At 62.0% G+C, this 12,426-nt stretch carries 10 protein-coding genes; 1 reads left to right on the forward strand and 9 read right to left on the reverse strand.

The features are described 5' to 3' along the window. Window position 1: 1 nt before the first annotated feature. From gcvH to arcD (NR164_RS14960), 7 genes are all read right to left on the reverse strand, one after another. Window positions 2-385 carry a glycine cleavage system protein GcvH gene (gene gcvH / locus NR164_RS14930; RefSeq protein WP_046490087.1) on the reverse strand — a complete coding sequence of 128 codons (384 nt, stop codon included), beginning with the start codon at window positions 383-385 and terminating at the stop codon, window positions 2-4. Window positions 386-798: 413 nt separating this feature from the next. Next, window positions 799-2,307: a sigma-54-dependent transcriptional regulator gene (locus NR164_RS14935; protein WP_017847144.1), complete on the reverse strand. Its 1,509-nt coding sequence runs from the start codon at window positions 2,305-2,307 to the stop codon at window positions 799-801. A gap of 119 nt (window positions 2,308-2,426) precedes the next feature. Next, window positions 2,427-2,789 carry a DUF5064 family protein gene (locus NR164_RS14940; RefSeq protein WP_079444584.1) on the reverse strand — a complete coding sequence of 121 codons (363 nt, stop codon included), beginning with the start codon at window positions 2,787-2,789 and terminating at the stop codon, window positions 2,427-2,429. A gap of 18 nt (window positions 2,790-2,807) precedes the next feature. Beyond that, complete coding sequence (gene arcC / locus NR164_RS14945; RefSeq protein WP_017847146.1) at window positions 2,808-3,737, reverse strand: carbamate kinase; 930 nt, start codon at window positions 3,735-3,737, stop codon at window positions 2,808-2,810. Between the two features lie 185 nt (window positions 3,738-3,922). Next, on the reverse strand, window positions 3,923-4,933 hold the full coding sequence (locus NR164_RS14950; protein ID WP_017847147.1) for an ornithine carbamoyltransferase: 1,011 nt from the start codon (window positions 4,931-4,933) through the stop codon (window positions 3,923-3,925). 69 nt (window positions 4,934-5,002) lie between these two features. Further along, complete coding sequence (arcA, locus tag NR164_RS14955; RefSeq protein ID WP_017847148.1) at window positions 5,003-6,259, reverse strand: arginine deiminase; 1,257 nt, start codon at window positions 6,257-6,259, stop codon at window positions 5,003-5,005. Window positions 6,260-6,283: 24 nt separating this feature from the next. Then, the gene (gene arcD / locus NR164_RS14960) at window positions 6,284-7,711 is read right to left on the reverse strand and encodes an arginine-ornithine antiporter (protein WP_026140052.1); all 1,428 of its coding nucleotides are present in this window, start codon (window positions 7,709-7,711) and stop codon (window positions 6,284-6,286) included. 440 nt (window positions 7,712-8,151) lie between these two features. On the opposite strand from arcD (NR164_RS14960), the gene arcD (NR164_RS14965) reads away from it, so the two are divergent. Continuing rightward, entirely contained in the window at window positions 8,152-9,579 is a 1,428-nt protein-coding gene (gene arcD / locus NR164_RS14965) for an arginine-ornithine antiporter (RefSeq protein WP_046382266.1), read from the forward strand. Between the two features lie 59 nt (window positions 9,580-9,638). Here the strand turns inward: arcD (NR164_RS14965) and NR164_RS14970 are convergent, their stop codons facing one another. Together NR164_RS14970 and NR164_RS14975 are read right to left on the reverse strand one after the other, a co-directional pair. Then, entirely contained in the window at window positions 9,639-10,988 is a 1,350-nt protein-coding gene (locus NR164_RS14970; protein ID WP_256822905.1) for a CoA transferase, read from the reverse strand. Between the two features lie 40 nt (window positions 10,989-11,028). Continuing rightward, window positions 11,029-12,372, reverse strand: a complete 1,344-nt coding sequence (locus NR164_RS14975) for a HAMP domain-containing sensor histidine kinase (protein ID WP_057004521.1) — start codon at window positions 12,370-12,372, stop codon at window positions 11,029-11,031. Window positions 12,373-12,426 lie beyond the last annotated feature (54 nt).

Raw genomic sequence — 12,426 nt, forward strand, 5'->3', positions numbered from 1 at the left:
CTCAGGCTTCGGCGGTGGCTTTGATCAGGCGGTCATACGCATCCTGATCCAACAGCGTAGTCACTGCGTCGGCATCGGCGGGTTTAAAGCGGAAGAACCAGCCTTCGCCCATCGGGTCTTCGTTGACCAGTTCCGGGCGGCCCTCCAGCTCGGCGTTCACTTCGAGCACTTCACCGTCCAGGGGCATGTACACGCCGCTGGCGGCTTTGACTGACTCGACGGTGGACGCCTCGGCGCCTTTTTCGTAAGCCTGCAACTCTGGCAGTTGCACGAAAACCACATCACCCAGCGCATTTTGCGCGAATGCGGTGATACCCACGGTGACGCTGCCGTCAGCTTCGGCGCGCAGCCATTCGTGATCTTCAGTGAAACGCAACTCGCTCATGGAAACTCCTCGGGGCCAGATTCGTCTGGTGGACGGGATTGGAATAATGGGGAGTTGCTTAGCAATATCGCGGCCAATGTCATTAAGTGTTTATAAATCAATGACTTGATAAAAATGACGAATGCGTTGCCGGCTGAGGTTGTAGCGATTTCGCTACAGTTCGGCGCTGGAAAAAAAGCCTATGTGGATCAAAGCCTTGCATGGCGCGCAAAAAGCAGGGTTGTAGCGATATCGTTACGCTGTAGCGCTTTCAGTACAGTTGATGTCGTTCTCAGACCCAATTTGGAATGCGAGCCCTGTAGGCGCGAGCTTGCTCGCGAAGATCGTCAACGATGATGTGGGAAGCCTGGATGAACGCGGTGCCCTTGGGTTTTTCGCGAGCAAGCTCGCTCCTACAGTGGACAGCGCCCTGCTCAGGGTTTGTTGGGGATGCCGTATTTGCGCAGGCGATGGGCGATAGCGGTGTGGGAGGTTTGCAGGCGGCTCGCCAACTGGCGGGTCGAGGGGTAGCTGGCGTAGAGCTTCTCCAGCAGGCTGCGTTCGAAGTCTTCCACGGCCTGTTCCAGGCTGGTGATTTCGCTGTCGCTCTGACGTGCGACCGAGGTGCCGGCGATGTCCAGGTCGCCGATGTCCACCAGGCTGCTTTCACAGATGGCGGCGGCGCGGAAGATCACGTTCTGCAACTGCCGCACGTTGCCCGGCCAGCGGTTGCCGAGCAAGGCCGGGTAAGTGCCGGGGGCCAGGCGGCAGACCGGGCGCTGGATCTGCGCGCAGGCTTGCTGCATGAAGTAGCGCGCCAGCAGCAGGATGTCCTGGCCGCGCTCGCGCAGGGGCGGCACTTCGACATTGAGGACGTTGAGGCGGTAGAACAGGTCTTCGCGAAAGGTGCCCTCGGCGACCATCTTCTCCAGGTCGCGGTGGGTGGCGCTGAGGATACGCACGTTCACCTTCACTTCGCGGTCGCCGCCTACCCGGCGAAAGCTGCCGTCGTTGAGAAAGCGCAGCAGCTTGGCCTGCAGGTACGGCGACATTTCGCCGATCTCATCGAGGAACACCGTGCCCTGGTTGGCCAGTTCCATCAGCCCCGGCTTACCGCCGCGCTGGGCCCCGGTAAAGGCGCCGGGGGCGTAGCCGAACAGTTCGCTTTCGGCGAGGTTTTCCGGCAGCGCCGCGCAGTTCAGCGCCAGGAACGGCGCACTGCAGCGTGCGCTGATGGCGTGGCAGGCCCGCGCCACCAGCTCTTTGCCGGTGCCGGTCTCGCCCTGGATCAACAGCGGCGCATCGAGTACCGCGACACGCTGCGCGCGCGCCTTGAGGGTGCGGATCGCCGGCGACTCGCCGAGCAGCGCATCGAAACCTTCGGCATGGTCGTGGTGCAGCGCCGACAATTGTTCGCCGATGCGGTTGGGCTGGTAGAGGCTGAGCAGGGCACCGGCATCGGTGATCGGTGTCGCCTCCAGCAGCAAGGTCTGGCCGTTGACGCTGATCTCGCGCAGAGGCAAGCGAAAGCCTTGCTCCAGCAAGGTGTCGAGCAAGGCCGGATCATTGAACAGTTCGCTGATGCTTTCGCCGGCCGGTTCGCGACCGTACAAGGCGATCAACGCCGGGTTGGCCAGCAGGATCTTGCCTGCGCTGTCCAGGGCCAGCACCGGGTCGGTCATGGCCGCCAGCAGGGCGTCGAGTTGCAGGTGGCGGCGTTGGCCGGGGAGGATGTCCACCACGGTCACTGCCTGCACGCCGTTGACGCTGAACAGCGCGTCCCGCAGCTCTTCGAGGACTTCGGCGCTCAGGGTCGGCGCGTCGATGTAGACGTTGGGCGGCACCATCTCGACCGCGTCCAGGTTGAGATTGCGCCCACCGAGCAAGGCCAGGACTTCCTGGGTAATGCCGACGCGGTCGATGAAGCTGACGTGGATACGCATGGGGCGGCTGACAATTCTGGGGAGCGAGAGGCGGCAAGTATGCCAGACAGGGGGGGAGATCAAAAATGGGGGAGGGGCGGTGCGACGATTCGACTTGCCCCTCCCACATTTGGACCGAGTTATGCGAGGTGTTCGGGTTTGACGGGGTCGCCGGGCTTCACATTCAACTGATGCCGCACATCTTCGAACATCGAGTCGTACTGCTTGTGCATCTCGCCATTGAGTGTCGCGCTCTTCGGCATCCCGTACTTCTGCGCGATATTCATCGCGTGCCGGGCAAAGTCGAAGGCCTGGTCCTTGGGCAGGAAGAATTCTTCCTTGAGGTCCTTGCCCTGCACCGACCCATGCAGGGTGAACAGCATCCCCTGGCCTTCCTTGGGATGCTGGCTGATTTCATAGTCGATGCACAGGTTGTAGCTGTAGTCGCCGTCGTGCAGCGCGTGACGTTCGATGTGCAAGTGCCCGGGTGCAAAGGTAGCCATAGGCGTTTCTCCTCAACTTCACAGATAACGGATGCCAGGGGTCGCTGTGCTGACACGGGTGCCGGCGGTGCCCTGGACGATGGCTTCGATGTCCGAGAGTGAACCGATCACCGCGGTTTTGCCAGTCTGGCGGGCGAACTCGCAGGCCGCTTGGACCTTGGGCCCCATGGAACCGGCGGCGAAACCGAGTTTTTCCATGTCGTCCGGGTGGGCCTGGCTGATAGCCTTCTGGGTGGGTTTGCCGTAGTCGATAAACGCCGCGTTGACGTCGGTGGCGATCACCAGCAAATCGGCTTCCAGTTGCGAAGCCAGCAGCGATGAGCACAGGTCTTTGTCGATGACTGCTTCAATGCCGCGCAGTTTGCCGTCTTCGCCATACATCGTCGGGATACCGCCACCGCCGGCGCAGATCACGATGCTGCCTTTCTCCAGCAGCCATTGGATCGGGCGAATTTCAAAGATGCGTTTCGGCCGCGGGCTGGCCACCACGCGGCGGTATTTATCGCCATCCGGGGCAATGGTCCAGCCTTTCTCCGCGGCGAGTTTCTCGGCTTCGGCCTGGGAGTACACCGGGCCGATCGGTTTGCTGGGTTTTTTGAAGGCCGGGTCGTTGGCGTCCACTTCGACCTGGGTGAGCAGGGTGGCAAACGGGACTTCGAAGTCCAGCAGGTTGCCCAGTTCCTGTTCGATGATGTAACCGATCATGCCTTCGGTTTCGGCACCGAGCACGTCCAGCGGGTACGGCGAGACGCTGGTGTAGGCCGCTGCCTGCAACGACAGCAGGCCGACTTGCGGGCCATTGCCGTGGGCGATCACCAGTTCGTTGCCGGAATGGATTTTGGCGATCTGTTCGGTAGCGATTCGGATATTGGCGCGTTGGTTGTCCGCTGTCATGGGTTCACCACGGCGGAGCAGGGCGTTACCGCCCAGTGCAACGACGATACGCATAATGCAATCCTTCTAGAGTTCAGCGTGTGAACACAGGACTAAGTGTGGGAGGGAGCGTGCTCCCGATGGCGGGCTAACATTCAATACTTGTGTCGACTGATACACCGCTATCGGGGGCAAGTCGAATCGTCGCACCGCCCCTCCCACATTTTGACCGTGTTCCTACAGTAGACGTTGTGTCGAAATCAGATATCCGCCAACGCCGACACCAGGATCGCCTTGATGGTATGCATGCGGTTTTCCGCCTGTTCAAAGGCAATGTTGGCCGGGGATTCAAACACCTCTTCGGTCACTTCCACGCCATTGGCCAGGTTCGGATAACGCGTGGCGATGTCCTTGCCGACCTTGGTTTCGCTGTTATGGAACGCCGGCAGACAGTGCATGAACTTCACCCGGGGGTTGCCCGAGGCTTTCATCATCTTGGCGTTGACCTGGTACGGCAGCAGTTGCTCGATACGCTCGTCCCACGCTTCCACTGGTTCACCCATGGACACCCAGATATCGGTGTGGATGAAGTCCACGCCCTTCACCGCTTCAAGAGGGTCTTCGGTGATGGTGATGCGCGCGCCGCTTTCTTCGGCAAAGGCCTGGCACTGTTTGATGAAGTCTTCGTGGGGCCACAGGGCTTTCGGCGCGCCGATACGCACGTCCATGCCCAGCTTGGCGCCGATCATCAGCAGCGAGTTGCCCATGTTGTAGCGTGCGTCGCCCAGGTAGGCGTAGCTGATGTCATGCAGCGGCTTGTCGCTGTGTTCGCGCATGGTCAGGGTGTCGGCGATCATTTGGGTCGGGTGGAATTCGGCGGTCAGGCCGTTGAACACCGGCACACCGGCGAACTTGGCCAGTTCTTCGACGATTTCCTGCTCGAAGCCACGGTATTCAATGGCATCGAACATCCGACCGAGGACGCGGGCGGTGTCTTTCATGCTTTCTTTGTGGCCGATCTGCGACGACACCGGGTCGATGTAGGTGACGTGGGCACCCTGGTCGTGGGCCGCGACTTCGAAGGCGCAGCGGGTGCGGGTCGAGGTTTTTTCGAAGATCAGCGCGATGTTCTTGCCCTTGAGGTGCGCGCGCTCGGTGCCGGTGTATTTGGCGCGTTTGAGGTCGCGGGACAGGTCCAGCAGGTAGTGCAGCTCGCGATTGGTGTGGTGCATCAGCGACAGCAGGCTGCGGTTGCGCATGTTGAAAGCCATGGTGGATCTCCTTGTGTTCAGGTTATCCCCTTGGCCGACGCCTTGTGGGCGGCGGCCAAGGCCTGGAAATTAATAGTCGATAGGGTCGCGGATGATCGGGCAGGTCATGCAGTGGCCGCCGCCACGGCCACGGCCGAGTTCACCGGCACTGATGGTGATGACTTCCACGCCGGACTTGCGCAGCAGGGTGTTGGTGTAGGTGTTGCGGTCGTAGCCGATCACCACGCCAGGCTCCAGGGCCACGACGTTGTTGCCGTCATCCCACTGCTCGCGCTCGGCGGCGAAGCTGTTGCCGCCGGTTTCGACCACACGCAGGGTTTTGAGCTTGAGGGCGGTGGCGACCACATCGAGGAAGCTTGCGTCTTCACGGCGCACATCGATGCCACCGGGCTTGCTGTCGTCCGGGCGCAGGCTGAAGGCGACGATCTGGCTGACCACTTCGGGGAAGATGGTGACCAGGTCGCGGTCGCAGAAGCTGAACACGGTATCCAAGTGCATCGCCGCGCGGGATTTCGGCAGGCCGGCGACGATGACGCGCTCGACGGCTTTGTGCTTGAACAGGTTCAGCGCCAGTTGGCCGATGGCCTGGCGCGACGAACGCTCGCCCATGCCGATCAACACCACGCCGTTGCCGAGCGGCATGACGTCGCCGCCTTCGAGGGTGGCGTTGCCATGGTCCTGGTCCGGGTCGCCGTACCAGATCTGGAAGTCGGCGTTGGTGAACTCGGGGTGGAATTTGTAGATGGCGCTGGCCAGCAGGGTTTCCTGGCGTCGCGCCGGCCAGTACATCGGGTTCAGCGTCACGCCGCCAAAGATCCAGCAGGTGGTGTCGCGGGTGAACTGGGTGTTCGGCAGCGGCGGCAGGATGAAGCTGGAGTGGCCGAGGAAATCGCGGAACATCTCGATGGTCTTGCCACCGAAGCTGTCCGGCAGGTCATCGGCCGACACGCCGCCGATCAGGAACTCGGCGATTTTGCGCGGCTCCAGGCTGCGCAGCCACGAGCCGACTTCGTTGATCAGGCCGAGGCCGACCTGGTTGGCGGTGATCTTGCGTTCCAGAATCCAGTCCAGGGCTTCGGGGATGGCGACGATATCGGTCAACAGGTTGTGCATTTCCAGCACATCGATGTCCCGTTCGCGCATCTTGGTGACAAAGTCGAAATGGTCGCGCTTGGCCTGGGCCACCCACAGCACATCATCGAACAGCAGTTCGTCGCAGTTGTTGGGGGTCAGCCGCTGGTGGGCCAAACCTGGGGAGCACACCATGACTTTACGCAGTTTGCCGGCTTCGGAATGTACGCCGTACTTCACTTTTTCCGTGGTCATTACAGATCCTCCAGTGAGCAACAATTACATAGTCAGGAAGCCGGCGTAGAGGCCATAGGCAGCCACCAGGGCGCCAACGACCACCGCAGCGAAAATCAGCTTCTCGACGTTGGTGAAAATCGGTTTGCCCAGTTCATGCTTGGCCTTGGCGAACAGGATCGCGCCAGGGGCATAGAGCAGGGCGGAGAGCAGCAGGTATTTGGTACCGCCGGCGTAGAGCAGCCAGACCGCATAGATCAGCGCGATCGCGCCGATGATCAGGTCCTTTCTGCGCTCGGCCGGGGCGTTTTCGTAGGTCTCGCCACGTACCGCCAGCAGCAGCGCATAAGCTGCCGACCACAGGTAAGGCACCAGGATCATCGAGGTGGCGAGGTAGATCAGCGACAGGTACGTGCTGGCGGAAAACAGGGTAATCACCAGGAACACCTGGACCAGAGCGTTGGTCAGCCACAGGGCATTGGCCGGCACGTGGTTGGCGTTCTCGCGGCGCAGGAACTCCGGCATGGTGTGGTCCTTGGCGGCGGCGAACATGATCTCCGCACACAGCAGCACCCACGACAGCAGCGCGCCGAGCAGCGAGATGACCAGGCCGACGCTGATCAACACGGCGCCCCAGTGGCCCACGACGTGCTCCAGCACGGCCGCCATCGACGGGTTCTGCAGCTTGGCCAGTTCCGGTTGGGTCATGATGCCCAGGGACAGCACGTTGACCAGCATCAGGAACAGCAACACGGTGATAAAGCCGATCACAGTGGCCTTGCCCACGTCGCTGCGTTTTTCGGCCCGCGCCGAGAAGATGCTTGCGCCTTCGATGCCGATGAACACCCACACGGTGACCAGCATCATGTTGCGCACTTGGTTCATCACGCTGCCCAGGTCCGGGTTTTTCAGGCCCCAGATGTCAGCGGTGAAGATGTCCAGCTTGAACGCGAATACAGCGATCAGCACGAACAGCACCAGCGGCACGACCTTGGCGACGGTGGTCACCAGGTTGATGAACGCCGCTTCCTTGATCCCGCGCAATACCAGGAAATGCACGGCCCACAGCAGCACCGAAGCGCCAATCACCGCGGCCGGGGTGTTGCCCTCGCCAAAGATCGGGAAGAAGTAGCCGAGGGTGCTGAACAAGAGCACGAAGTAGCCGACGTTGCCCAGCCAGGCGCTGATCCAGTAACCCCAGGCGGACGAGAAGCCCATGTAGTCGCCGAAGCCGGCCTTGGCGTAGGCATATACGCCGCCGTCGAGATCGGGTTTGCGGTTAGCCAGGGTCTGGAACACAAACGCCAGGGTCAACATGCCTACAGCCGTAATCACCCAGCCAATCAGGACGGCGCCGACATCGGCGCTGGCCGCCATGTTTTGCGGCAGAGAGAAGATCCCGCCGCCAATCATTGAACCCACGACAAGTGCAACCAGTGCGCCAAGTCGAAGTTTTCCGGCAGATTCAGACATTGTATGACTCCAATGCAGGAGAAGAGAGACCACAGAATAATTCCGTGCGCTAATCAAACAGCTGACTTAGATCACATCATTGGCACATTCCATTGTGAATTAATGACTTAGAGTGAAAATGCCGTGCGCGCGATAGTGCCGCCAAGACGCTCGTCATAGAGCCTCTATGCGCTTTTTTATTGTTAAGGTTTCCTGATTGCCGGGACGTTTCAAGCTAGTCCCTTTTGGTGAATGTGCAAACTTTTTCCGGGCCGGCTTGGCAAGACGCTCAAAACCTTAAAGTTCAATACTTATTTAATTTATAAATTTGACTAAACTCTATTTTTTGACATGCCTTTGGGTTATTAGAGCCTGCGTTTTATTCGCGATATCTGATAAACGCTAACGCGCCTGCGTAAATTAGTTGAGTACACGGTGGTTCTTTTAATTCTGGAGAATTCATGTCGCAATCGTCTGAAAAGCTTCGACTCAGCGCCTTGATCGCCCTGGTGGTGGGCTCCATGATCGGCGGCGGGATTTTTTCCCTGCCACAAAACATGGCCGCGCGCGCGGAAGTCGGCGCGGTATTGATCGGCTGGGCGATCACCGCCGTGGGCATGCTGACCCTGGCATTTGTGTTCCAGACCCTGGCTAACCGCAAGCCCGAGCTGGATTCCGGGGTGTATGCCTACGCCAAGGCCGGTTTTGGCGACTACATGGGCTTCTCGTCTGCCTGGGGTTACTGGATCAGTGCGTGGATGGGCAACGTCGGTTACTTCGTGTTGCTGTTCAGCACCCTTGGCTATTTTTTTCCGGTATTCGGCGAAGGCAATACGCCAGTGGCCATCGGCTGCGCCTCGGTGTTGCTGTGGGCCGTGCATTTTCTGGTGATGCGCGGGATCAAGGAGGCGGCGTTCATCAACCAGATCACCACCGTGGCCAAGCTCGTGCCGCTGCTGATGTTCGTGGTCATCGCCGGCGTGGCGTTCAAGGCCGATGTCTTCACCGCCGACATCTGGGGCCTGGGCAAGCCGCATTTCGGCAGTGTGATGAATCAGGTGCGCAACATGATGCTGGTCACGGTGTTCGTGTTCATCGGCATTGAGGGCGCCAGCGTGTACTCGGCGCGGGCGCAGAAGCGCTCGGACGTGGGCCGGGCCACGGTGATCGGGTTTCTCGGTGTGCTGGCGTTGCTGGTGCTGGTGAATCTGCTGTCCCTGGGGATCATGAGCCAGGCGGAACTGGCGCAATTGCAGAACCCGTCCCTGGCCGGCGTGCTGGAGCACATCGTCGGTCCCTGGGGCGCGCTGCTGATCAGCATCGGTTTGGCGGTATCGCTGCTGGGCGCGTTGTTGTCATGGGCGCTGCTCTGCGCGGAAATCCTCTACGCCACGGCCCATGACAAGACCATGCCGGCCTTCCTGAAAAAGGAAAACGCCAATCAGGTGCCGGTCAATGCGCTGTGGCTGACCAATGTGATGATCCAGATATTCCTGGTGATCACGCTGTTTTCCGAAAGCACCTACACCACCCTGATTTACCTGGCTTCATCCATGATCCTGGTGCCTTACCTGTGGTCGGCGGCCTACGCGGTGTTGTTGAGCGGGCGCGGGGAAACCTACGAAGGCGCCCAGCGCCAGCGTCTGAAAGATCTGCTGGTGGGCCTGATTGCATTGGGCTACGCGGTGTGGCTGCTGTACGCCGGGGGCCTGAAGTACTTGCTGCTGTCGGCGTTGCTGTATGCGCCGGGCGTGGTGCTGTTTGCCCTGGCCAAGCGCGAGCAGGGCCTGCCGTTGTTTACCCATGTGGAAAAAGGCATTTTCGCCTGTGTGATTGCGGGCGCGGGGTTGGCGGCGTATGGGCTGTATAGCGGGGTGTTGTCGTTATGAGCTGGGTGGCTTGATCGTGTGGGCCTCATCGCGGGCACGCCCGCGATGGCGGTCTCAGGTCACCAGCGAGGCCGGTGCGACCCCAATTCCCCTGCCGGCAAATCCCACTGCAACGGTGTGCCGCTGATGGTCAGCGGCGCGAGCAATCGGTGCGCCGGTCCCCAGGCGGTTTGCTCCACCACCAGCCCCTGGTCTTCGAGGGCTTCGGCCCGCAATGCCGGTTGCTCCGGAACCGGCCCGGCCTCCATCAAGCATTTTGCCGTGCGCGCCAACGATAATCGCGCCGAGCCGCCACGGCCGGACTCCAAGCGCTCGCGCAGGGCCAGGATCGCGCTGGCCGCCATCAAGTAGCCGGTGGCGTGATCCAGCGCCTGCAACGGTAGCGGCACAGGTTCATTCGTGTGTTTCCAGGCCATGCCCGCGTCGGCGATGCCGCAGCTCATCTGCACCAGGCTGTCGAAGCCCCGGCGGTTACGCCACGGGCCGCTCCAGCCATAGGCGTTGAGGCTCACGTCGATCAGGCCGGGGGCGAGCTGTTGCAATGCGCTGGCGGTGTAGCCCAATTGCTCGAGGGCATCGGCGCGGTAACCGTGGAACAGGATGTCGGTGTCTTTGAGCAACCCTTCGAAAACCTGGCGGTCTGCGGCGGTTTTCAGGTCCAGGCGCGCACAGCGTTTGCCCAGGGTCATTTCCGGCACTACGCCCGGCTCGTTCCAGGTCGGCGAGTCGATGCGCAGCACGTCCGCGCCCAGCCCGGCGAGAAAACGACTGGCCACGGGGCCGGCCAGCACGCGGGTCAGGTCCAGCACTTTGAGGCCGGCCAGCGGGCGGGCCGCCGAGCCGCGCCAGGGCCTGTTGGCGGCGGGTTCAAAAGTTTGGCGCTGAACCAGGTGCTCGGCATTCACCGCCAAGCCTTGGGGATGTTGCTGCCAGGCCTGCCACGACCGCATCTGCGCGGCACAACCGCCGGCATCGACAATCGCCTGCTCCAGCTCGGCAGCGTTCCACGCGACGACCTTGCTCGCCATCTCGGCACGGTCAGCGACGTGGCCCAGCACCCGCTCGGCAGCCGCACGGTGATGGGGCGCGTTGGTGTGCAAGCGAATCCAGCCGTCGGCGCTGGCATAGTCGCCGGCCACCGGGTCCCACAGTGGCGGTACTTGCCAGCCTGTGGGGCGGATCGAAGAAGAGAACCAGAAAGACGCGAGGCGTCGGTCCACGCTGACGCTGGGCAAGCGTCCGGTCTGTTGCAGGATGAGTTGGGCAACCGCCTGGCCGGCGGCGCCGATGCTGGCGCAGGCCAGGTCGCTCACGGCGAAGATCGACGGCAGGGCGCCGGCCCCGGTCGAGGTCAGCGGGGTGCGCGGTAGATCGAGTGCGGCTTGGATGGGAGTCAGCAGGTCAGTCATCGAAGGCCCTCCATAAGAGAAGGGCCACTATAGAAGATCATCACACCGGTGTGACAACCCCCGGCGTCAATGGCAGGTCGATGCTGGCGCTGAAACCGCCGTCGGGATGATTGGCCAGGATCAGGTTGCCGCCATGCCGTTCCGCTGCGCGCCGTGCAATCGCCAGACCCAGGCCGTGGCCCTGCGCCGTTTGGCCGGGGGCGCGGTAGAACGGCTCGCCCAGTTGGCTCAGGTGCTCGGCTTCGACGCCGGGGCCGTGGTCGCGCACGCTGATCAGAATGCGTTCGCCCAGGCGGCGCGCCTGCAACTCGATCGGTTGGCCGGGCGGGTTGAAGCGCTGGGCATTGCGCAACAGGTTATCCACGGCGCGTTCGATCATGGTCGGCCAGCCTTTGAGGCGCAGGTCGGGATCGGCGCTCAGTTGCACCACTTGGTCTGGCGCGCTGAGTTGGGCGTCCTTTTGCAGGGTCTTGAGCAGCGGGATGAGGTCGACGTCTTCGGCACTGGCGTTGTCGGCATCGACCCGGGCCAGCACCAGGATTTCGCTGATCAGTGCTTCCAGGCGGTCGCACTCGCGGGTCAGGCGCGGCCAGAGTCTTTCCCGTTCCTCGGGGCCGGCCCGCTCGGCCAGGGCCAGGGCGATACGCAGGCGGGCCAGGGGCGAGCGCAGTTCGTGGGACACGTCTCGCAGCAGCTGGCGCTGGCTGCCGATCAGGCTCTGCAAGCGTGCGCCCATGCGGTTGAAGTCGGTGGCGAGTACGCCGAACTCATCGCGGCGGTTGGCCAGTTGCGCCAGGCTGTTCTGCTGGTAGGTGGCCTGGCCGAGGTCGTGTACCGCGCCACGCAGGCGGCTTAAGGGGCGGGTGATGGACAGCGTCACCAGCAGGCTGAACAGGGTCAGCACCACCAGGGCAATCGCCAATGCGCTCAACGGCCACATCAGGCTGCTGCGGTGCCAGGCGTCCAGCTCCGGGTGGGGGATGCGATAGATCAGCAGGTAGGTGTCGCCGGTCTTTTCGCTGGTGTACTCGGCGGTCAGGCGCCGCCAGGGCAGGTGGCCGTCCTTGCTGTCGTTCTGCCGGGCTTCGAAGGCGGCGGCGCGGCGCGGAAAGGTGCCGCGGACCACGGGCTCGCCGCTTTCGTTGAGTACTTGCACGTCAATGTGATACTGACGCTTGCGCTGTTGCAGCAAGTCTTGGGCGGCGTCCTCGCCCTGGGCTTCGTAGAGTTGGGTCCACTCTTCGGCCAGGTTATTGAGGCCGGGGTGGCGGCTGAGAATCCAGGCGTCCTGGTTGAGCATATGCCCAAGCAGGATCGACAGCCCGGCAACCAAGGCGATAGCCAGCCAGAAACTGGCCAGGATGCGCCAGAACAATGAACGCACAGGAAACCCTCAAACAGGAAAAGCCCAGCGGCGCGAACCGCTGGGCTGGGGCAG

Origin of the sequence: Pseudomonas sp. Pse79 (assembly GCF_024519615.1) — a bacterium.
GTDB classification, from domain to species: Bacteria; Pseudomonadota; Gammaproteobacteria; order Pseudomonadales; family Pseudomonadaceae; genus Aquipseudomonas; species Aquipseudomonas veronii.